Origin of the sequence: Pseudarthrobacter sp. NBSH8, from assembly GCF_014217545.1 — a bacterium.
In the GTDB taxonomy this organism is placed as follows: Bacteria; Actinomycetota; Actinomycetes; order Actinomycetales; family Micrococcaceae; genus Arthrobacter.
On sequence record NZ_CP043178.1, the window covers coordinates 2,207,652 to 2,229,402 of the forward strand.

Below are 21,751 nucleotides of genomic sequence, written 5' to 3' on the forward strand. Positions count from 1 at the left end.
CAGGCTGGCCTACGCGTTGAAGAAGGCCTTCAGGTCCTCCACCCGGTCCAGGCGCTCCCAGGTGAAGTCGGGATCGTCACGGCCGAAGTGTCCGTGCGCGGCGGTCTTGGCGTAAATGGGACGCTTGAGGTCCAGGGCATCGATGATGGCACGCGGGCGGAGGTCGAAGATCTCCGCGATGGCGGCGCTGATCCGGGCCGGATCCACTGTTTCCGTGCCGAAGGTTTCCACGTACGTGCCCACGGGGCGGGCTTGTCCGATGGCGTAGGCAATCTGGATCTCGGCGCGCTTCGCCAGTCCGGCCGCCACAACGTTCTTGGCAACCCAGCGCATCGCGTAGGCAGCGGAACGGTCTACCTTGGACGGGTCCTTGCCCGAGAAGGCGCCGCCGCCGTGGCGCGCCATGCCGCCGTAGGTGTCCACAATGATCTTGCGTCCAGTCAGGCCGGCGTCACCAACCGGCCCGCCGATGACAAACTCGCCGGCCGGGTTCAGGATGTTGACGGCCCCGGAAATGTCCAGGTTGGCTGCTGCCAACACCGGCTCAATCACAAAGGAGGCGAGGTCCGCGCGCAGGCGGTCCAGGCTGGTTCCCTCGGCGTGCTGGCTGGAGATGACGACGGTTTCCACGGAAACCGGCACGTCCTTGTCGTAGCCGATGGTGACCTGGGTCTTGCCGTCAGGGCGGAGGTAGGAGAGCTCGCCGGACTTGCGCACCTCGGTGAGGCGTTCGGACAGGCGGTGCGCAATCCAGATCGGGACCGGCATGTAGGACGGGGTTTCGTCGCTCGCGTACCCGAACATCAGGCCCTGGTCGCCGGCGCCCTGGAGGTCGTAGTCGTCCTCCTGGCGCCCCTCGCGGGCTTCGAGGGAGTTGAAGACACCGCCGGCGATGTCGTTCGACTGCTGGCCGATAGAGACGGACACACCGCAGCGGGCGCCGTCAAAGCCGTTGGCCGAGGAGTCGTAGCCGATGCCCAGGATGGTCTCCCGGACGATCTGCGGGATTTCAACGTAGGCGTCGGTGGTGACCTCACCGGCAACGTGGACCAGGCCGGTGGTGGCCATGGTCTCCACCGCGACGCGGGACTCGGGATCCGCGGCGAGCAGTGCATCCAGGATGGCGTCACTGATCTGGTCGCAGATCTTGTCCGGGTGGCCTTCAGTGACCGACTCGGACGTGAAGAGCCGGAGGGCGGTGGGCGTAGCCCCGTGCGTGTGGGGAATGTGCAGCGGTAAAGTCACTCAACTACCTTACTGGTTGGGAATCGGACCTCCGGCGGCATGTGTCCCCGTGCTAAGGAAACGGTGCGTGGCTTTCGGTCAGGCGCGTGGCGAAACATGGTTCAGCTCATAGCCGACCCGCGTGATGACGGCCACCGAAACCTCTGTTTTGGATCCGGCGGCCAGTTGTGGTTCGGCACCGGAGCGGGCAAGGATGACTACCGAGTTGCTGTCCTGGCCAAAAACTTTGTCCGCTCCCACATGATTGACCACCAGGAGATCGCAGCCCTTGCGCCTGAGCTTTGCTTCCGCATAAAGGAGGACGTCGCCCTGGCCGTCACCGGTTTCGGCTGCGAAGCCGACAATCAGCTGGCTGCGGCCAATGGCCTGGTGTTCGGGAGCATGGTCACGGAGTTCGACCAGTTCCTGGAGGATGTCCGGATTCCGGACCAGGGAAATGACGGGGTCAGCGGTGTCATCACGTTTTTTGATTTTGGTGCCGGAGATCTGTGCGGGGCGGAAGTCCGCAACGGCCGCCGCCATAATCACGACGTCGGAATCCGCCGCGGCTGCCAGCATCGCCTCCCGCAATTCCAGCGCAGTCTCAACCGTGACGATGTCGACTCCGGCCGGCGCCGGTACGTCCATGTGGGCGGCGACCAGCCGCACCGTGGCCCCGGCATTGCGGGCAGCAACAGCCAGCGCCACACCCTGCTTTCCGGAGGACCGGTTGCCCAGGAAACGGACGGGGTCCAGCGGTTCCCGGGTTCCGCCTGCGCTGACGGTGACGGTACGGCCGGCCAGCGGAAGCTGGTAATCGGACTGACCCTGGGCAAGCGCCATGGCGGCGTCGAAGATGGCTTCGGGCTCAGGCAGGCGGCCGGGACCGGAGTCCGTGCCGGTGAGCCGGCCGCTGGCCGGTTCCAGGACGGCCACTCCCCTGCTTCGCAGCGTTTCAACGTTGGCGCGGGTGGCGGCGTGCTGCCACATTTCCGTGTGCATGGCCGGGGCGAAAAGCACCGGGCCGCTGGCCATCAGCAACGTGTTGGTGAGGAGGTCATTGGCCTGACCGGTGGCAGCGCGCGCCAGCAGGTCCGCCGTCGCCGGTGCCACCACGATCAGGTCCGCCTCATGGCCGAGCCTGACGTGGTTGACCTGGTGCACGTCGTCGAAGACGCTGTTGCTGACCGGGTTCCCGGACAGGGCCTCCCACGTGGCGACACCCACGAATCGGGTAGCCGCTTCGGTGGGAATCACCGTGACATTATGGCCGGCTTCAGTAAAAAGCCGGAGGAGCGATGCGACCTTGTAGGCCGCAATCCCTCCCCCGACTCCGAGGACTATGCGCACGTGACCTCCGTCAACAGGCAGTCTGAACTTACTCTGCGGCCACGATCGGCGTAGAAACGAGCTTGCCTTCGTTGATTTCGCGCAGGGCGATCGACAGCGACTTCTCGTTCAGCTTGGTGTCGACCAGCGGGCCGACGTACTCGAACAGGCCCTCGTGCAGCTGGGCGTAGTAAGCGTTGATCTGACGTGCACGCTTGGCACCGAAGATCACCAGGCCGTACTTGGAATCAGCTGCCTTCAGCAGCTCGTCGATCGGAGGGTTGATGATGCCTTCAAGGTTCGTGGACACGAATTCTCCAAATTCTAACGGGCCGATCCGACCCTGCGTCTAGTGCGGGTGCGGGGTCAGCCCCATGAGTGAAACAAGCTCGTCCGCTGCGCGTCGAACGTCATCATTGATGACGGTGTGGTCAAACTCCGGCTCAGCGGCAAGTTCCAGTTTAGCGGTTTCCAGACGGCGCTGCTGTTCCTGCGCTGTTTCCGTGCCGCGACCCACCAGCCGGCGGACCATTTCTTCCCAGGTGGGCGGTGCCAGGAACACAAACTGGGCGTCCGGAACGGCCTCTTTGATCTGTCGTGCACCCTGGAGATCGATCTCCAGGAGGACCGACCTGCCGGCGGCGATGGCCTGGTCCACGGAACTCCGGAGCGTGCCGTAGGTGTTTTGGCCGTGGACTACTGCCCACTCCAGGAACTCGTCGGCCGCAATGAGCGACTCAAACTCTTCCTTGGACTTGAAGAAGTAATGGACGCCATCCTGCTCACCGGGCCGCGGAGCGCGGGTAGTGGCAGATACGGAAAGCCAGACTTCGGGGTAGTTATCCCGGATGTAGGTGGACACGGTGCCTTTGCCAACAGCCGTCGGACCAGCGAGGACTGTCAGTCCCGGTTTCTTGCTCACGTATTCCTTTGGGCGGAGTTTGGGTGCGGGCGCCTCTACGAACGCCCTATTTCTCGTCTATAAAATCTACCAGCGCCTGGCGCTGGTGAATGCCCAGGCCGCGGAGCCGGCGGGACGCCGCGATGCCCAGCTGCTCCATAATGGCGGCAGCCCTGACTTTTCCAATGCCCGGCAGGGCCTCCAGCAGCTCCACCACCCGCATCCGGGCCAAGGCGTCGTCCGCCGCGGAGGCGTCAAGGAGGTCCGCGGCCGATGACTTGCCGTTCTTGAGGCGATCTTTCGCGGCCGCCCGGGCGGCCCGGGCGGCGGCCGCCTTGTTCAGGGCGGCCGCGCGTTCCGAAGCGGATAAGGGTCGCAGGCTCATGGAGGACACCCCCGGATTCATCGGCTGAGTCCAAGGCGACCGCCATTGGACTTGTCCTGAAACCTACCCCTTGGCGGGCGGTGAATCAATGGATGCCGCCATTAGGCACCTATTCGCCCAGGAGTCCAACAAGCGTGCGCAACGCAGCATTGCGGAGGCCCTGGACCCCTGGACCGGCAGCCAGGATATCCCGGCTGGACGTCCCCAGGACCTGCGGGTACGCGGCCCCGAACGTCCGGCGCAGGTCCGCAGGGGTAGCCCCCTGCGCGCCCAGTCCCGGGGCGAGGATCGGTCCGCGGACCGACGGCAGGTCCAGGTGCAGGTCAGTCAGCGCCGACCCAACGGTGGCGCCGACGACGAGTCCAACGGACCCCAGGCTGCCGGCGTACCGGCTGTTTTCTGCCGCTGCCGCCTCGACGATCCGCCGGGCCACGGAGTCGGCTCCGCCCACATGCTGCACGGATGCCCCTTCCGGATTGGAGGTCAGCGCCAGGACAAAAATGCCGCGGCCGTTGTCCGCTGCCAGGTCAAGGGCCGGGCGGAGCGACTCAAACCCCAGGTACGGGCTGAGGGTCACGGAGTCAGCCGCCAGGGACGAGCCGTCCCGCAGCCAGGCGTCCGCGTAGGCAGCCATCGTGGAGCCGATATCCCCCCGCTTGGCGTCGGCAATGGTGAGGACCTGCGCCTGCGCTGCCGCGGCCAGGACGTCTTCAAGGACTGCCATCCCGGCCGAGCCGTGGCGCTCGTAAAGCGCCACCTGCGGCTTAACCGCGGCAGCGAGGGAACTGACGGCCTCCAGGACAGTCAGCGAGAACCGCCGCAGCCCTGCGGCGTCGTCGGCCAGTCCCCAGTCCTTCAGGAGTGCCGGGTGCGGGTCAATGCCCACGCACAGCGGCCCGCGGGACGCCATGGCCGCTCCGAGCCGGGAGCCGAAGGACTCCCGGCCGGCCGGGCTTGCCGAGGTGGAACCGGCCTCAGGCATGCTGCGAAACCGCAGACTCGGCCGCCGCATTCTCCGCGGCTGCCTTCTGGGACGCCACCAGGGCTGCTGCGTGCTCCTGCAGGCTGGTCACCGACCACTCGTAGGTGCGCATGGCTTCGATGGCCTGCACCGCGGCGTTGAACTCGGCCACCGTGGTGATGCAGGGGATGCCGATGGAGGTCGCGGCGGCACGCAGGGCGTAGCCGTCGCTGCGGGCTTCGCCGCCGGAGGGCGTGTTGAAGACCATGTCGATCTCGCCGGCGATGACGAGGTCTGCGATGGTGCCCTCACCTTCGGCGCTGCTGCCCTCGGCGACCTTGCGGACCGTGCTGGCCTGGATGCCGTTGCGGCGCAGGACGTCAGCGGTGCCCCCAGTGGAGACGATCTCAAAGCCGAGGTCCGAAAGGCGCTTCACAGCCATGATGACCGCACGCTTGTCCCGGTTGGCCACGGAGACGAAGATCTTGCCTTCCGTGGGCAGGGCGTTGTTCGCAGCTGCCTGGCTCTTGGCAAAGGCGGTGTCGAAGTGCTTGTCGATGCCCATGACTTCGCCGGTGGAGCGCATCTCCGGGCCGAGCAGCGAGTCCACAACCTTGCCTTCGGGGGTACGGAAGCGGCTGAACGGAAGCACGGCTTCCTTGACCGATACGGGAGCGTCGAGCGGCAGCGTGGAGCCGTCGCCGGTTTCCGGCAGCATTTTGTAGGCGGTCCGGAGCTGGTGGATGGTCACGCCAGTGCCGATCAGCGCGGCGGCCTTGGCCATCTGGACTCCAGTGGCCTTGGAGACGAACGGCACGGTGCGCGACGCACGCGGGTTCGCTTCGAGCACGTAGAGAACATCTGAAGCCAGCGCGAACTGGATGTTGATCAAGCCGCGGACGCCCACACCCTCGGCGATGGCGCGGGTTGCTGTGCGGACACGTTCAATCACGTTGTTGCCCAGGGTGATGGGAGGCAGGACACACGCGGAGTCGCCAGAGTGGATTCCGGCCTCCTCGATGTGTTCCATGATGCCGCCGAGGTACATGTCGGTGCCGTCGAAGAGCGCATCCACGTCGATTTCGACGGCGTCCTCCAGGAACCGGTCGATCAGCACCGGGTGGTCCGGGGTGATTTCCGTGGCGTTGGCGATGTACCGGGAGAGGTTCGGCTCGTCATAGACGATTTCCATGCCACGGCCGCCGAGCACGTAGGACGGGCGGACCAGGACGGGGTAGCCGATCTCGTCGGCGATCTTCTTGGCGTCGTCGAAGGACACCGCCGTGCCGTTCTTCGGGGCGATCAGCCCGGCGTTGTCGAGCACGCGGGAGAACTCGCCGCGGTGCTCGGCAAGGTCGATCGCTTCCGGGGATGTGCCAAGGATGGGGACACCGGCGTCGGCCAGCTGCTGTGCCAGCTTCAGCGGAGTCTGGCCACCCAGCTGCACAAAGACGCCCATCACGCCGCCGGTGCGTTCCTCAGCGGCGATGACCTCGAGGACGTCCTCAAGGGTCAGCGGCTCGAAGTACAGGCGGGTGGAGACATCGTAGTCGGTGGATACCGTCTCAGGGTTGCAGTTGACCATCACGGTCTCGTAGCCGGCCTTGCGCAGCGCCATGGAGGCGTGGACGCAGGAGTAATCGAATTCGATGCCTTGACCGATGCGGTTGGGGCCGGAGCCGAGGATCAGGATGGATGGCTTGGAGTGCAGCGCAATCTCGTCCTCCTCGTCGTAAGACGAGTAGTGGTACGGGGTGTAGGCGGCGAACTCGGCGGCGCAGGTATCCACGGTCTTGTAGACCGGACGGATCCCGAGGGCCTGCCGAACACCGCGGACCACGGCTTCGGAGTTGTGCGTCAGGGAACCGATCTGCTCGTCCGAGAAGCCGTGGCGCTTGGCGCGCTTGAGCATCTCCACGGTCAGGGATCCGGCTTTGCGAATCTCGTGGGAGATCTCGTTGAGCAGCTGGAGCTGGTCCAGGTACCAGGGATCGATCTTGGTGGCTTCGAACAGCTGTTCCACGGTGGCGCCGCCGAGCAGGGCGCGCTGGACCTGGTGCAGGCGTTCCGTGGTAGGCCGCTTGGCCTTTTCGATCAGCTCCGGGACTTCCCATTCGGGGACGGAGGTGAAGTCCAACTGCGAGCCCTTCTGCTCCAGGGAGCGGAGGGCCTTCTGCAGCGCTTCGGTGAAGTTGCGGCCCATGGCCATGGCTTCGCCCACGGACTTCATGGTGGTGGTGAGGGTGTCGTCAGCGGCCGGGAACTTCTCGAAGGCGAAGCGCGGAACCTTGACCACCACGTAGTCCAGGGTGGGTTCGAACGACGCCGGGGTCTTCTGCGTGATGTCGTTCGGGATCTCGTCCAGGGTGTAGCCGAGGGAGAGCTTGGTGGCGATCTTGGCGATGGCGAAGCCCGTTGCCTTGGACGCCAGGGCGGAGGAGCGGGACACACGCGGGTTCATCTCGATGACCACAACCCGGCCGGTGTCCGGCTCGATGGCGAACTGGATGTTGCAGCCGCCGGTATCCACGCCCACCTCACGGATGACGGCAATGGAGATATCGCGCAGCCGCTGGTATTCGCGGTCGGTCAGGGTCAGTGCCGGTGCCACGGTGATGGAGTCGCCGGTGTGCACGCCCACGGGATCGAAGTTCTCGATGGAGCAGACCACCACGACGTTGTCGTTTTTGTCGCGCATCATCTCAAGCTCGTATTCCTTCCAGCCGAGGATGCTTTCTTCGAGCAGCACTTCGGTGGTGGGGCTGTACTGCAGGCCCTGGCCGACGATGCGGCGGAGGTCATTTTCGTTGTAGGCCAAGCCGGAGCCGAGGCCGCCCATGGTGAAGGAGGGCCTGACCACCATGGGGTACCCGAGATCCTCGGCGGCTGTGAACGCCTCGTCCAAGGAGTGGATGATGTGGCTGCGGGCCGATTCGGCGCCGCAGCGTGCCACCACGCCCTTGAACTTTTCGCGGTCCTCGCCGAGTTCGATGGCGGCGATGTTCGCGCCGATGAGCTCTACGTTGTACTTTGCCAGCACACCGTTCTTGTCCAGCGCGATGGCCGTGTTCAGCGCAGTCTGCCCGCCAAGGGTGGGCAGGATGGCGTCCGGGCGTTCCTTGGCGATGATCTTCTCCACCACCTCGGGGGTGATGGGCTCGATGTAGGTGGCATCGGCGAACTCGGGGTCCGTCATGATGGTGGCCGGGTTCGAGTTCACCAGGATGACCCGCAGGCCCTCCTCCTTGAGGACACGCAGTGCCTGGGTGCCGGAGTAATCGAACTCCGCGGCCTGGCCGATGACGATCGGGCCGGAACCGATGACCAGGACGCTCTTAAGGTCAGTTCTCTTGGGCATTACTTCTTGTCCTCAGTCTTGGAATCGGTGGTGTTCTTGGTGCCGGCTGACTTGGTGTCCGCCATCAGATCGATGAAACGGTCAAACAGGTAATCGGCGTCGTGCGGGCCGGCTGCGGCTTCCGGGTGGTACTGCACCGAGAAGGCGGGGATGTCCAGGCACGCGAGGCCTTCGACGACGTCGTCATTGAGGCTGATGTGGCTGACCTCGACCCGGCCGTAGCGCTTCTCGGGAGCCTGGGTGGCGCCGTCGAGCGGTGCGTCCACGGCGAAGCCGTGGTTCTGCGAGGTAATCTCCACCTTGCCGGTGCGGCGGTCCAGGACGGGCTGGTTGATGCCGCGGTGGCCGTAGCGGAGCTTGTAGGTGCCGAAGCCCAGTGCGCGGCCCAGGATCTGGTTGCCGAAGCAGATGCCGAAGTACGGCAGCTTCTCGTCCAGGACGGAGCGGAGCAGCTTGACCTGGACGTCGGCTGTGGCGGGGTCGCCCGGGCCGTTGGACATAAAAAAGCCGTCCGGATTGACGGCTTTGACGTCCGCGAGGGTGGAGGTTGCCGGCAGGACATGCACCCGGACGCCGCGCTCGGCGAAGCGGATGGGGGTCATGGCCTTGATGCCGAGGTCTATCGCGGCAATGCTGAAGCGCGGCTCGCCGTCCCAACCGTGGTCCTGGGGGTCCACCACGTAAGCCTCGCTGACGCTGACTTCCTCGGCCAGGCGGGCGCCTTCCATCGGGGCGCTGGCCAGGACCGCGTCAAGGAGTTCCTTGTCCGTAGCCTTCGCGGCCGCACCCGAGAAGATGCCGGCGCGCATGGTCTTGTGCTCGCGCAGGTGGCGGGTGATGGCGCGGGTGTCCACGCCCTGGATGCCCACGATCCCCTGCTCGATGAGTTCCTCGTCCAGGGATCGTTCGGAGCGCCAGTTGGAGGGGCGGCGGGCGGCGTCGCGGACGATGTAGCCGGCCACCCAGATGCGCCGGGATTCGGCGTCCTCGCTGTTCACGCCTGTGTTGCCGATGTGCGGCGCGGTCTGCACCACCAGCTGGCGGGCGTAGGAGGGGTCGGTGATGGTTTCCTGGTAGCCGGTCATGCCGGTGGCAAACACAGCCTCGCCCAGGGCAGTGCCCTGCGCGCCGTAGCTGGTGCCGCGGAACATGCGGCCGTCCTCCAGCACGAATACCGCCGGGGTGGGAACTGTGGCGGAAAGGGCTGCTGGTGCCGCAGTCTCTGCTTTTGCTGTAGCTGTTTCTGTCACTGTTTTACTTTCCACTCTGGGGATCCTGGGAATGTTCCTGGGGGGCTGCGGCGATCAATTGCTGAAGGGAGTCATAGAGGGCGTCTTTGTCGGCGGCCCGGCGGGTCCGGAAGCCGGTGTCGAGTTCGTGCGTTCCGAGGTCCCAGGTGAGGACCAGGAGGCCGTCCTTTTCCACGAACTTGCCGGCCATTCCGCTTTCCTGCCGGATGGCGGTGAGGCTTCCTGCCGGGATGTAGAGCGCCGGGGCACCGGTTCTGTCGAAGAGGACGCCGTGCGGGTACACGCTGAGCACAGCATTGGTCCGGATGCCAAGCCTGTGCACCGCGATCCGGTCCAGCCAGTCTCCAGCGGTGGTGGACGCAACGTACTGGCCGTCGGCCCCGGCGAGCGGCACGCCCGGCGCCTCTGGCACGTCGGGCAACCGGCCGACGTCGGCCTGCCGCCTGAGTCGGTTACGCCAGCCTGCCCAGATCATCAGCAGGACGACGGCGATGAGCACCGTTGTGATGAGGCCGGTGAGTAGTTTGGTGTCCATCAGGAGGCGCCTGCCGCGGACGCCGCCGATTCGCAGTACGGCGTGTTGAGCTTGCCGTCCAGGACGGTGGGGTGGCCCTTGTAGAAGGTGGCCACTACCTTGCCCGGCAGCTCCAGGCCGGCGAACGGGGAGTTGCGGCCCATGGTTGCCATCTTGGCTGGGTCAACGGTCCAACGGGCAGCCGGGTCCACCAAAACAATGTTGGCGGGTTCGCCGGCGTCCAATGGGCGGCCCTGGTCCGTCATCCGGCCGATCTGCGCCGCTGCGGTGGAGGTCACGCGGGCGAAATCGGCCCAGGTCATGAGGCCGGTTTCGATCATGGTGTGCTGGACCACGGACAGGGCGGTTTCCAGCCCGGTCATGCCCATCGCGGCCTGCGCCCACTCGCATTCCTTGTGCTCGCTCGGGTGCGGGGCGTGGTCGGTGCCCACCACGTCAATGGTGCCGTCCGCCAGGCCGGCGCGCAGTGCCTGCACATCAGCATCCGTCCGCAGCGGCGGGTTGACCTTGTACACAGGGTTGTAGCTGCGGACCAGGTCGTCGGTGAGTAGGAGGTGGTGCGGGGTGACTTCGGCGGTGACGTTGATTCCGCGTTCCTTGGCCCAGCGGATGATCTCCACGGAGCCGGCGGTGGAGACGTGGCAGACGTGCAGACGTGAGTCCACGTGCTGCGCCAGCAGGACGTCACGGGCGATGATGCTCTCCTCGGCCACCGCCGGCCAGCCGGTGAGTCCCAGGACGGCGGAGACGGCGCCCTCGTTCATCTGGGCTCCGGCGGTAAGGCGGGGTTCCTGCGCGTGCTGGGCCACCACGCCGTCGAACGCTTTGACATACTCCAGAGCGCGGCGCATCAGCACGGGGTCGTGGACGCAGATGCCGTCGTCGGAGAACATGCGGACCTGGGCGCGGGAATCTGCCATGGCGCCGAGTTCGGCTAGCTGCTCGCCGGCCAGGCCGACGGTCACGGCGCCGACGGGACGGACGTCCACCCAGCCGGCCGCGCGGCCCAGGCTGTGGACCTGTTCCACCACACCGGCGGTATCTGCCACCGGGTTGCTGTTGGCCATGGCATGGACCGCTGTGAAGCCGCCCAGGGCGGCGGCGCGGGTGCCGGTCTCTACGGTTTCGGCATCTTCGCGGCCGGGTTCGCGCAGGTGTGTGTGCACGTCCACCATGCCGGGCAGTGCCACCAGGCCGGCGGCTTCGATGACGGTGGCACCGTTTGCGTCCTTGTGCGTGCCAGCGGCTGCGCCCCGGGCGGCGATGACGCCGTCACTGATGAGTAGGTCCTCGGCCCCGGCGCCCAGGATCGATGCACCGCGGATCAGGTAAGTTCCGTTGTTCTCTGCCATCAGTTGCTCTCCTTGGTGGAATGGGCGGCGTTTGAACGCGCTGCATTGGTGTGGGCTGCATTGGTGTGGGCTGCGCCAGCTGTGACGGCTGGTTCGCGGGTATCCCCGGAGAGCAGCAGATAGAGGGTGGCCATCCGGACCGAGACGCCGTTGCGCACCTGTGCAAGCACAGTGGAGCGGGGCGAGTCGGCGGCAGCGGAAGAAATCTCCAGGCCACGGTTCATGGGTCCGGGATGCATGATGATGGTGTCCTTCAGTCCCAGGCTGTCCAGGGCCCGGAGCCGGTTGTCGTCAAAGCCCCAGCGGCGCGAGTATTCGCGGGTGGAGGGGAAGAACGAGGCATTCATCCGCTCGCCCTGCACACGCAGCATCATCACGGCGTCCACACCCTGCGCCAGGGTGTCATCCATGTTGTAGCTGACCTTGCACGGCCAGTGTTCGACGCCGATGGGCAGCAGGGTGGGTGGTGCCACGAGGGTGACGTCGGCGCCGAGGGTGCGGAGCAGCCAAACGTTGGAGCGGGCCACGCGGGAGTGCAGGACATCCCCGGCGATGGCTACGCGCATGCCTTTGAGGTCTGCCCCGATGGACGAGGAGCCCGCCAGTTTTGACCAGTGCCGGCGCATGGTGAAGGCGTCCAGGAGGGCCTGCGTGGGGTGTTCGTGGGTGCCGTCGCCGGCATTGATGACGGCGGCGTCGATCCAGTCGGTCGCGGCGAGACGGTGCGGCGCGCCCGAGGCCCAGTGCCGGATCACGACGGCGTCCGCGCCCATGGCTGCCAGCGTCTGGGCTGTGTCCTTGAGTGATTCGCCCTTGGAGACTGAGGAGCCCTTCGCGGCGAAGTTGATGACGTCGGCGGACAGCCTCTTGGCGGCCGCTTCGAAGGAGATCCGCGTGCGGGTTGAGTCTTCGAAGAAGAGGTTCACCACGGTGCGGCCGCGGAGGGCCGGGAGCTTCTTGACTTCGCGGTCCCCGACGGCAGCCATTTCTTCTGCGGTGTCGAGGATACGGATGGCGTTGGCCAGGCTGAGGTCTTCAGTGGAGAGGAGGTGTTTCACGCGCCACCCTCGATAACCACTTCGTTGACTACGGAGCCGTCGGCGGCGGTGTCGGTTTCCTCAAGGCGGACCCGGACTTTCTCGGCGGACGACGTGGGCAGGTTCTTGCCCACGTGGTCCGCCCTGATGGGCAGCTCACGGTGCCCGCGGTCAATCAGTACAGCGAGCCGGACGATCCGGGGACGGCCAAGATCGATGATGGCGTCAAGGGCGGCACGGATGGTGCGGCCGGAGTACAGGACATCATCGATGAGCACCACAACCTTGTTATCGATTCCCGTCCGCGGGAGCTGGGTGGGGTACGGCGGCCTGGTGGGCTGGTGGGAGAGGTCATCGCGGAACATGGTGACGTCCAGCTGACCGACAATGGCGGTGGCGTCCACGGTGGGATCGGCGGCGGCAATCTTGTGTGCAAGGCGGACGGCCAGCGGGTAACCGCGGCGCGGGATGCCCAGCAGGACCAGGTCCTTCGACCCTTTGTTGGCCTCAAGGATCTCATGGGCGATTCGAGTGAGTGCACGGTCAATGTCCGCCTGGTTGAGGACAACCCTGGCTGGAACCGGTGCGTTTGTGACAGAAGTCAAACTCTCGTCTCCCCTTTCCCCGCCTCACGGGACGGAATTAAAAAAGGATCATTTGCGTTTCAAAATTACCACATCGGCAGGGGCATCATAGGCTTCCAATATGTCCATGCACCCTCATCAGCCGGGTTCCGGCCAGGCCGGCGGGCCGGCTGGCACACGGGATCCCTTCCCCAGCCAGGCCAACCCCAGTTGGATGGGCCGGGTGGAACCGGAATACTACCGCCCGGCGCCCGGAGCCAACGCAGCTCCCCTGCCGCCCCTGGGGCCTCCGCCGGCAGGTCTGGCGGGCAGGCGGTCCACCGGCCTCCTGGCACTGACTGTGGGGGGCGCCGCCCTCGTCTTTCTCAGCCTGTTCCTGGTGGTGCCCTTCCTTCTCGCCAACACCGGCGTGGGCGGATTCATGGTGGGGCTTGTGCTGTCACTGATTCCGCTGTCCGCAGTGCTCCTGGCTGTCTACCTGATCGACCGGTGGGAACCTGAACCCAAGCGGCTCCTGCTCTTCGCGTTTACCTGGGGCGCGGCCGTGTCCATCGCCGTCACACTGCTGATCCAGCCGTTCTTTGCCCTGACCTTCCAGTTCAGCGACGTGGCGGACTTCCGGACGTTTATGGCCACCGTCCAGGCGCCCGTTTTGGAGGAGTTCGCCAAGTCACTGGGCCTGCTCCTGATCCTGCTGCTGGCGCGCAAACACTTCGACGGGCCGGTGGACGGTGTGGTGTTCGCCTTCACCATCGCCGGCGGCTTCGCGTTCACCGAAAACATCCTTTACTTTGGCCGGGCCATCGCCGAATCCGCCAACCCCGGAACGGACCTGGCCCAGGTCTTCCTGCTCCGTGGGGTGATGTCCCCGTTCGCGCATGCCATCTTCACCGGAACCACCGGGCTCATCATGGGTTTCGCCGCCCGCCGCTGGCACTCGGGAGCCTCCGTGCTGGCCTTTGCCATCGGACTGATCCCGGCCATGCTGCTGCACAACCGGTGGAACAGCATGGGCACGGGGTTCCTGGCGGAGTACATCCTGATCCAGGTGCCCATCTTTGTGCTGGCCGTTGTGGGGATCATCCTGCTCCGTGTGGCCGAGAACCGGCTGACGCGCCAACGGCTGATGGAATATTCAGCGGCCGGATGGTTCAGCCCCGCCGAGGTGGAACTGTTGGCCACACCACGCGGCAGGCGTACCGCGCTGCAGCGGGCCGCCGGCTACAACCGCCGTCCACAGATGAAGGCCTTCCTGCACTCCGCCACCCGGCTCGCCTTCACCAGGCAGCGTATCCTCAGTGGCCGCGATGTCCGGCTTCACCAGCTGGAGGAACAGCAGCAGCTGCAACGGATTCTGGCCCTGCGCGGCGCCGTCGCCGGCTGACCCTGGCGCAACGCGGTTAGGCCGGCCACGTCCCCTGGTGTGCCTTCGACAGTGCGGTCATGGACAGTGCCTCATCGAGGACTTTGCCGAAGTTCGCTGCATCGTGGGCGAACCGGCCCAGGAAAAGTCCGGAGACGCCGTCGAGCGCGGGCAGCAGCCCTGGCTTGGCCGACCCGCCATACATGACCGGCAGCTCCCCCAATGCGCTGCCTGCCTCGTGCGAATGGGCAGCCAGCAGCGTTCGGAGTGAACGCACGACGGCGGCGACATAGCCTGCGCCGGCGGGCTCGGCTTCGCCAATGGCCCAGACCGGTTCGTAGGCAATCACCAGACGGGTCGCCAGGGCCCAGTCACCGCCGACGGCGTCGCTGATCTGCTGATGGAGAAACGCAGCCGCCTGATCGGTTACGTTCCCGGTTGTTCCATGGCGTGTGTCCTCACCCACGCACAGCAGCGGGGTGATGCCGGCGTCGTCGGCTGCCCTGACCTTCCGGGCGATCATGGCGCTGTCCTCGCCGAAATGCCGCCGCCGTTCGGCGTGGCCGATCTCCACGATGGCTACCCCCAGCTCCGCCAGTTGTGACGGCGACACCTCACCCGTCCACGGCCCGTCCGCCCAGCCGCAGTTCTGGGCGCCCAGCAGCAGCGGTGATCCTGCGAGGACGCTGCCGGCGGCCGGAATCACCGGGAACGATGGGATCACAAACGGGACTACCCGCCCGGCCGCAAGGGCCGGACGGGAGTCCACTTCGTGCAGTATGCGGTCCAACCAGTCCAGGCAGTCCCGGTAGCCCATATACATTTTGGTGCTGACGCCGACGTAGCGGATCTCCGGGATGCCGCCTTGGTCGGCGCTGCTGCGTTCAGTCATGGTGTCCGGTCACTTGTTGTCGAGCAGATCGTCCGCCTTGTTGCGGAACCTCTTCGTGGCGTACATCATGATGGCCGCCACGAACGGAAGCACACCCAGGGCGTACACGCCCATGGTGCCGGTGTCCGACGCGGTGGCCTGGTTGACCGTGGTCCGCAGGATGGGGGCCACGAAGCCGCCCAGGTTACCCAGCGAGTTGATCAGGCCGATGCCCGCTGCGGCCGCCGTTCCGGTGAGGAACGCCGTCGGGTACGACCAGGCGATGGGACCGATCGAGAGGAAACTGCACACCGCGAGGGTGATGAAGATGATGCCCAGCACCGGGAGGTGGTTGGAGCCCGCCCACGCCGAGCCGAAGATGCACAGGCCGGTGGAGATAAAGAGGCCTGTGCCCCAAACGCGGCGGCGGACGATGGTGTTGGCCGCTTTGCCGATGAAGTAGCACGCGAAGATGCCGAAGAACCATGGGATGGCCGCCAGCAGGCCCACTTCGATGCCCACCTTCTGCCCGGTGAGCTGCGCCACCTGCTGCGGCAGGTAGAACGTCACGCCGTACACGGCGATCTGGAGGCAGAAGTAGATGGCGGTGAAGTACCAGACCTTGCGGTTCTTCATGGCGGCGAGGACACCGCGGGGGCCGTCCTTTTCCTTGACCCCGTCTTCGAGGGCCATAACGTCCAGAAGAGCCTTCTTCTCGTCCTTGGCCAGGAATTTCGCGTCCTGCGGGGAGTTGATGAGGAAGAAGTAGGCGGCAATACCGGCGAGTACCGCCAGCATCCCTTCAATGAAGAACATGACCTGCCAACCGGCAACGCCGGGAACCTGGTCGCCGATGTTGATGAGCCACCCGGACAGCGGGGCGCCCATCATCTGGGAGAACGGCTGGGCCAGGTAGAAGATGGCGAACATCCTGACGCGGACCTTGTTGGGGAACCAGGCGGCCAGGAACATGATGACGCCCGGGAACAGGCCGGCCTCAGTGACGCCAAGCAGGAAGCGCAGGATGATGAAGGACGTCTCGCCCTGGACGAAAGCGAAGCAGGCGGAGACGATGCCCCACGTGATGGCGATGCGGGCCAGCCACATCTTGGCACCGAACTTGGTCAGCAGCAGGTTGGAAGGGATCTCGAACAATGCGTAGCCGATGAAGAAGATACCGGCGCCGAGGGCATATGCGCCGGCGGTGATGCTCCTGTCCACTTCCAGCGCTGCCTCGGCGAAGCCCACGTTGGTGCGGTCCAGGAATGCCACGACGTACAGGATGACGAGCATCGGCATCAGCCGGAAGGATGCTTTGGAGATCGCCGATTTGAGGACTGGCGAATCCAGTAACTCCTTGGTGGCGTTTGTTCCAGTGGTGACAGTCATTCAAACTCCTCGTTGAGTAAGCAGGTGAGCAAATCAGGGGAAGGTGGAGCGATTAGAGCGGGAATGCGATGAGTATTGCGCCGACCAGGCAGGCGAACACGCCCACGGCCAGGTAGATTCGGCGTTCCTTGGTCCAGGGGCCCATGGTGGTCCTTCCTAGTGCATGTAGAGCCCGCCATCCACGTTCAGCGTCTGGCCGGAGATGTATCCGGCGTCCTCGCTGATGAGGAAGGCGATGGCTGCTGCGATGTCGCGGGTGGAACCGACGCGGTTGACCACGAGGTCCTTGGTGAGTTCGTCCTTGCGTTCCTGGCTGAGGGTGCCGCCCATGATGTCCGTGTCGATGGGGCCGGGGGAAATCGCGTTGACCGTGATGTCGTACTCCCCCAGTTCGCGGGCGGTGGCACGGGTCAGGCCGATGACCCCTGCCTTCGCCGCGGAGTACGGCGTCTTGGAGAAAGTGCCGCCGCCACGCTGCGCGGAGACGGATGAGATGTTCACGATGCGTCCAATCCGGTTCTTCGCCATGGATTCGGCGACGCGGCGGGTGGCGTAATGGACTCCGTTGAGGTTGATGCTCATGACGCGGTCCCATTCCGCGGCGTCCAGTTCAAGGTACGGAACAGGTGAGCTGACACCGGCCACGTTGGCCAGTGCGACGACCTGCGGCAACTGTGCTTCGATCGAGTCGACGGCTGCACGGACTGAGGCTTCGTCGCCGATGTTGGCACCGACGCCGTGGGTTTTCACGCCGTATTGGGTGGCGATTTCCTTGGCGGTGGCCTGGGACTGGGCGTCATCCAGGTCGATGATGCCGATGTTCCAGCCCTGGGCGGCAAGGTAGCCGGCCGTGGCGCGGCCGATACCGCGCTCGGAGACGGCCCCGGTGATGATGGCGGTGCGTTCGGTGGGGAAAGTCATGGAAATGCTCCTTAGTTGATGGGGGCCGGTCCGAGCTCGTCGATGAGCTTCTGCATGGCCACGTAGGCCCTGTTGCGGTAGGCGATGAGTTCCGGCGTGCGTTCGGCTGGGACGTTGAGGAAGCCCGCGCCGGACTTGGTGCCGAGTTTGCCTGCCTCCACCAGGTCACTCAGGATCTTGGGCGTGGCGAAGCGTTCAGGGAATTCGGTCTGCAGGGACTTGTAGCAGAAGTTGTAGACGTCCAGGCCGGCCATGTCTGCGATGGCAAAGGGACCGAAGAACGGCAGGCGGAAGCCGAAGGTGGTGCGGACCAGGGTGTCCACGTCCTCGGCGGTGGCGATTCCCTGCTCCACGAGCTGTGCGGCCTCGTGGAAGAGGGCGTACTGCAGGCGGTTCAGGACGAACCCGGTGACGTCCTTGACCACCGCGGTCTGCTTGTTGGCGGCATGGACCAGATCACGGACGGCACCGATGGTGGCAGCCGAAGTGCCTGCATGCGGGATGATCTCCACGCCAGGGATAAAAGGGGACGGGTTCGAGAAGTGCACGCCCAGGAACCGCCCCGGGTGGGCGACCGGCCCGGACAGCTCCGCGATGGAGATCGTTGACGTGTTGGAGCCGATGATGGCATCGGCCCTGGCAGCGGCACTGATCCGTGCCAGCGTCTGGTGCTTGATGGCGATGACTTCGGGCACGGCTTCCTCGATGAAGTCGGCATCCGCCACAGCTTCCTCGATGTCCTTGGCCGCCCACAGATTCTGCTTCAGGATTTCCGTGGAACCGGCGGGGAACAGTCCGTCGGCCACGAACTGGTCCGATTCGGACAGCAGCCGCTCATAGTTGTTCTGCGCCACCTCGGCGGAGACATCAGCCAAGGCAACGCGGGCACCGCCCAGTGCCAGGACCTGGGCGATACCGCCGCCCATGTAGCCTGATCCGACGACGGCGATCTTGCGTGAGCTGTTGGAAGTTGTGGTCATGATCAGACTGCCTTCGTGTATTCGGGCTCATAGGAGCAGATGGCGTCAACCTTGCCGGCGGACGCGGAGTTTTCATCAAAGCGGTACTCGAGCCACTCGGCCACAAGCTTCTTGGCGAGCTCCAGGCCGATGACCCGCTGGCCAAGAGTGAGGACCTGGGCGTTGTTGCTGAGGACAGAGCGCTCCACGGAATAGCCGTCGTGAGCCGTCACCGCCCGGATTCCGGGGACCTTGTTGGCCGCGATGGCCACACCCAATCCCGTTCCACAGATCAGGAGTGCGCGGTCCGCTTCCCCGTCGGCCACCTTTCGGGCGGCCTTGACCGCGACGTGCGGGTAAGCGGTGGCATCGTTGGCCCCAACACCGATGTCCAGTACCGAAGCGACACGGCTGTCTGCCGTGAGCAGCGCCTTCAGGGCGTCCTTGTATTCGACGCCGGCCTCATCGTTGCCGATGACGATGCGCCAACCTGCGTGGCTGTTCATGTCGTTGCTCCTTTTCCGGCCGCGGAGGCCAGTTCAGAATGTGCCAGCCCTGTGGAGCGGGGCTCGGCAAGCCCGGTGTGGATGTATGCGGCAATCCGTTCGGCGATCAGTCCAAAGGAGACCGCGCCGGGGTCGGGGTGCCCCAGGCTTTTTTCGGCCAGCGGACGGGCGCGGCCCTTCAGCGGGCGCAGTTCCGCTGTTTTCGCGGCCGCCGCCCGGGCAGCGGAGGCGCCAACGGCGAGGGCCCCTGCCAGGGAGGTGCCGCCGTCGAACGCCCGGAGGAAGGCATCCCTGAACGGCAGGAGCGCGTCCACCATGGTCTTGTCGCCCGGCTCGGCCTTGCCGAGCTCCGTAATGGCGCCCACAAACGCGGTCACGGTGGCGGCCGCGTCGTCGTCGCCGTAGGTTTCCCGGTTGCCCAGTGCCAGTCCGGATGCGATGACCGCAGATCCCCACAGTGCGCCTGAGGTTCCGCCGGCCCGTTCGCTCCAGGCTTCCCCGGCCGCTTCAAGTACCCACCCCGCCGACGCACCGGCCGCTGCGGCCTGCGCGGCGGCGTCGACAGCCGCCTCCACGCCCCGGCGCATGCCGATGCCGTGGTCGCCGTCGCCAGCTATGGCGTCCAGGTTGCCCAGTTCCTCTTCGTGTTCGACGACGACGTCCCGAACCTGCGCGAGGACGGCGGCCGACTTACGGCCCAGGTCAGCTGCCGCCGCCGTCGTTTCCTCCGAAGAGCTGGCCACGGCGGCCTCCGGTCCGGTTATCTCGCGGCGGGCGCGCGTTGCCAGGTTGCCCTTGCGGTAGGCCGGTGAATCTGCGGGGGCGGCCCAGTAGTGTTCGAGTTCCTCATCCAGCCAAAGCAGGGTGAGGGAAAGCCCGGACATGTCCAGGCTCGTGACCAACTCGCCGCACTCCGGTTCAACCACGGTCAGCCCGGCGTTGACGAGGAGTTTGTCGATCTTGCCGAACAGGAGGAATAGTTCGTCGTACTTGACGGTACCGAGACCGTTGACGATGGCCACCACGCGGCTCCCCCGGTGACCCGGGGTGTCCGCGAGGAGCCGGGACACCAGCAGTTCGGCGAGTTCCGAGGCGGTGGGCATCGGGTGTTCCGAGATGCCCGGTTCCCCGTGGATGCCCAGGCCCAGGGACATCTGGCCGGCTGGCACGTGGAAGAGCGGTTCGCCGGCGCCCGGCAGGGTGCAGCCGTCGAACGCCACGCCCAGGGAGCGTGTGCGGTCATTGGCCTTGAGGGCGAGCCGTTCCACCTCGTCCAGGCTCAGGCCTGCCTCGGCCGCGGCACCGGCAATCTTGAACACTGTGAGGTCTCCGGCGATCCCGCGGCGCTTCCCGAGCTGGTCCGCCGGTGCACTGGCGATGTCGTCGGTGACCACCACGGTGCGGGTTTCGATGCCCTCGGCATTCAAGCGCAGCTGCGCCTGGCCGAAGTGAAGGACGTCGCCCGCGTAGTTTCCATAGCTCAGCAGCACTCCCCCGTCGGCGTTTGCCTCTTTGGCCACGCGGTAGATCTGCCCGGCGGCCGGTGAAGCGAACATGTTTCCGCAGGCGGAGGCGGTTGCCAGCCCCGGCCCTACCAGCCCGGCGAAGGCCGGGTAGTGTCCGGAGCCGCCGCCGACGACGAGTGCGACCTGGCCGGCGGGCACCTCAGTCGAGCGGACTACACCGCCGTTGACGCGGGCAACGTAGCCGCGGTTGGCAGCGACAAAGCCGTCCAGGGCCTCATCTGCAAAATTAGCGGGATTGTCGAAGATCCGGGTCATGGCTGTACCTACACTCCTGCGAGTTCCGCGGCGGGCTGTTGCCGTCCCTGGGACACCTGGCTCTGGCCCAGGGCGTAGCCGTCCTTCTTTGGCAGGACATGCCGGCGGAGGTATTCCTGGTTGCGGGCCGTGACGCTGAGGCCGTCTCCACCGTAGTGCTCGGCACAGATGATGCCTTGGTAGCCGGCGGCGAGTGCAACCTTGAAGGCTTCGCGGTAGTTGATGAGGCCGCTCTCCATCGGGGCGGGCATGGTGATGTAGCTGTCGCGCGCCACATCCTCATCCCGGATGTAGTTCTTCATGTGCCAGTAGTTGGCGTACGGCACGGTCTTGGCTACCATTTCGCGCCAGTCCTCGATGGGCCGGTGCAGCCGGATCAGGTTGCCGAGGTCCGGGTTGAGCCCAACATTGGCCAGGCCGATGTCCTGCACCAGCTGCACGGAGGAGTCCGCCGTGCCGAGGTAGGTGTCCTCGTACATCTCCAGGGACAGCAGGACGCCGGCGTCTGCTGCGTGCTTGCCCAGTTCACGGATGCGGGAGACTGCTTTGCCCCACACTTCCTTGTCCCCTACCGGGTCCTTATGGCCCTCAACGGTCCAGAACCACAGCTGCTTCTGCTGCTCCGGGGTAATGGCCTGGTGCAGTCCGAAGGAGACCACTTCGCAGCCGAGTTCGGCGGCGGCGTCGATGGTCCGATGGCTGTAGGCGAGATTGTCTGCCCATTCTGTCCCGTGGATCACGCTGCGGCGGATGGCGGAAATGACCGGGATCCCGATGCCCACATTCTCGGCGGTCTGCTTGAACTCGGCGAGCCGCTCCTTGCTCAGATCGCCGGGACGGACCCAGCTGTCCGTCAGGTCGGCGTTGCCAAACCCGGCTTCCTTGACCTCAGTCAGGACTTCCGCCCAGCTGGCCGCGTCAGCGTCGTTGTTCTGCGTGCCCTTGGCGTCTGTTCCCGGAAACTGCAGCAGTGCTGCGGTGATGGGCCAATTCTCAGCTGTGTAAGCCACGATGCTTCACTCCTTCGTAATCCTCTTTCCTATAG

The 21,751-nt window shown here is 65.6% G+C and carries 20 protein-coding genes; 1 reads left to right on the top strand and 19 read right to left on the bottom strand.

The window, feature by feature from the left end:
• Positions 1–9: 9 nt before the first annotated feature.
• From metK to pyrR, 12 genes are all read right to left on the bottom strand, one after another.
• On the bottom strand, positions 10–1,245 hold the full coding sequence (metK, locus tag FYJ92_RS10150) for a methionine adenosyltransferase (RefSeq protein ID WP_185260632.1): 1,236 nt from the start codon (positions 1,243–1,245) through the stop codon (positions 10–12).
• Between the two features lie 78 nt (positions 1,246–1,323).
• Entirely contained in the window at positions 1,324–2,574 is a 1,251-nt protein-coding gene (gene coaBC, locus FYJ92_RS10155; RefSeq protein ID WP_185260633.1) for a bifunctional phosphopantothenoylcysteine decarboxylase/phosphopantothenate--cysteine ligase CoaBC, read from the bottom strand.
• Between the two features lie 28 nt (positions 2,575–2,602).
• The gene (gene rpoZ / locus FYJ92_RS10160) at positions 2,603–2,863 is read right to left on the bottom strand and encodes a DNA-directed RNA polymerase subunit omega (protein ID WP_185260634.1); all 261 of its coding nucleotides are present in this window, start codon (positions 2,861–2,863) and stop codon (positions 2,603–2,605) included.
• Between the two features lie 39 nt (positions 2,864–2,902).
• Positions 2,903–3,475 carry a guanylate kinase gene (gene gmk, locus FYJ92_RS10165; RefSeq protein WP_185260635.1) on the bottom strand — a complete coding sequence of 191 codons (573 nt, stop codon included), beginning with the start codon at positions 3,473–3,475 and terminating at the stop codon, positions 2,903–2,905.
• A 46-nt stretch (positions 3,476–3,521) separates the two neighbouring features.
• Positions 3,522–3,839 (bottom strand): integration host factor, actinobacterial type, encoded by a 318-nt coding sequence (gene mihF, locus FYJ92_RS10170; protein ID WP_185260636.1) that lies wholly within the window; start codon positions 3,837–3,839, stop codon positions 3,522–3,524.
• A gap of 109 nt (positions 3,840–3,948) precedes the next feature.
• Positions 3,949–4,821, bottom strand: coding sequence for an orotidine-5'-phosphate decarboxylase (pyrF, locus tag FYJ92_RS10175; RefSeq protein ID WP_185260637.1), 873 nt, complete (start codon positions 4,819–4,821; stop codon positions 3,949–3,951).
• On the bottom strand, positions 4,814–8,158 hold the full coding sequence (gene carB / locus FYJ92_RS10180; RefSeq protein ID WP_185260638.1) for a carbamoyl-phosphate synthase large subunit: 3,345 nt from the start codon (positions 8,156–8,158) through the stop codon (positions 4,814–4,816). Before carB ends, pyrF begins: the two co-directional genes overlap by 8 nt.
• On the bottom strand, positions 8,158–9,432 hold the full coding sequence (gene carA / locus FYJ92_RS10185) for a glutamine-hydrolyzing carbamoyl-phosphate synthase small subunit (RefSeq protein ID WP_370526258.1): 1,275 nt from the start codon (positions 9,430–9,432) through the stop codon (positions 8,158–8,160). Before carA ends, carB begins: the two co-directional genes overlap by 1 nt.
• On the bottom strand, positions 9,413–9,943 hold the full coding sequence (locus FYJ92_RS10190) for a hypothetical protein (protein ID WP_185260640.1): 531 nt from the start codon (positions 9,941–9,943) through the stop codon (positions 9,413–9,415). The genes carA and FYJ92_RS10190 overlap by 20 nt, the downstream gene beginning before the upstream one ends.
• On the bottom strand, positions 9,943–11,295 hold the full coding sequence (locus tag FYJ92_RS10195) for a dihydroorotase (protein ID WP_185260641.1): 1,353 nt from the start codon (positions 11,293–11,295) through the stop codon (positions 9,943–9,945). The genes FYJ92_RS10190 and FYJ92_RS10195 overlap by 1 nt, the downstream gene beginning before the upstream one ends.
• Complete coding sequence (locus tag FYJ92_RS10200) at positions 11,295–12,353, bottom strand: aspartate carbamoyltransferase catalytic subunit (RefSeq protein WP_185260642.1); 1,059 nt, start codon at positions 12,351–12,353, stop codon at positions 11,295–11,297. Before FYJ92_RS10200 ends, FYJ92_RS10195 begins: the two co-directional genes overlap by 1 nt.
• Positions 12,350–12,937 carry a bifunctional pyr operon transcriptional regulator/uracil phosphoribosyltransferase PyrR gene (gene pyrR, locus FYJ92_RS10205; RefSeq protein ID WP_056340241.1) on the bottom strand — a complete coding sequence of 196 codons (588 nt, stop codon included), beginning with the start codon at positions 12,935–12,937 and terminating at the stop codon, positions 12,350–12,352. Before pyrR ends, FYJ92_RS10200 begins: the two co-directional genes overlap by 4 nt.
• 100 nt (positions 12,938–13,037) lie before the next feature.
• Here pyrR and FYJ92_RS10210 point away from each other — a divergent pair, with 100 nt between their 5' ends.
• Positions 13,038–14,300 (top strand): PrsW family intramembrane metalloprotease, encoded by a 1,263-nt coding sequence (locus FYJ92_RS10210; RefSeq protein ID WP_185260643.1) that lies wholly within the window; start codon positions 13,038–13,040, stop codon positions 14,298–14,300.
• 16 nt (positions 14,301–14,316) lie between these two features.
• On the opposite strand, the gene FYJ92_RS10215 is transcribed toward FYJ92_RS10210, so the two are convergent.
• The 7 genes from FYJ92_RS10215 to FYJ92_RS10245 all read right to left on the bottom strand — a co-directional run bounded on the left by FYJ92_RS10215 (position 14,317) and on the right by FYJ92_RS10245 (position 21,716).
• Positions 14,317–15,171: a triose-phosphate isomerase family protein gene (locus FYJ92_RS10215; RefSeq protein WP_185260644.1), complete on the bottom strand. Its 855-nt coding sequence runs from the start codon at positions 15,169–15,171 to the stop codon at positions 14,317–14,319.
• A gap of 9 nt (positions 15,172–15,180) precedes the next feature.
• A complete protein-coding gene (locus FYJ92_RS10220; RefSeq protein ID WP_185260645.1) occupies positions 15,181–16,539 on the bottom strand; it encodes an MFS transporter in 1,359 nt (452 codons plus the stop codon).
• A gap of 156 nt (positions 16,540–16,695) precedes the next feature.
• Entirely contained in the window at positions 16,696–17,460 is a 765-nt protein-coding gene (locus FYJ92_RS10225; protein WP_185260646.1) for an SDR family NAD(P)-dependent oxidoreductase, read from the bottom strand.
• A gap of 11 nt (positions 17,461–17,471) precedes the next feature.
• A complete protein-coding gene (locus FYJ92_RS10230) occupies positions 17,472–18,440 on the bottom strand; it encodes a 3-hydroxyacyl-CoA dehydrogenase family protein (protein WP_185260647.1) in 969 nt (322 codons plus the stop codon).
• A gap of 2 nt (positions 18,441–18,442) precedes the next feature.
• Positions 18,443–18,925: a ribose-5-phosphate isomerase gene (locus tag FYJ92_RS10235; protein WP_185260648.1), complete on the bottom strand. Its 483-nt coding sequence runs from the start codon at positions 18,923–18,925 to the stop codon at positions 18,443–18,445.
• A complete protein-coding gene (locus FYJ92_RS10240; RefSeq protein ID WP_185260649.1) occupies positions 18,922–20,706 on the bottom strand; it encodes a dihydroxyacetone kinase family protein in 1,785 nt (594 codons plus the stop codon). The genes FYJ92_RS10235 and FYJ92_RS10240 overlap by 4 nt, the downstream gene beginning before the upstream one ends.
• An 8-nt stretch (positions 20,707–20,714) precedes the next feature.
• Complete coding sequence (locus FYJ92_RS10245; protein ID WP_185260650.1) at positions 20,715–21,716, bottom strand: sugar phosphate isomerase/epimerase; 1,002 nt, start codon at positions 21,714–21,716, stop codon at positions 20,715–20,717.
• Positions 21,717–21,751: the final 35 nt, after the last annotated feature.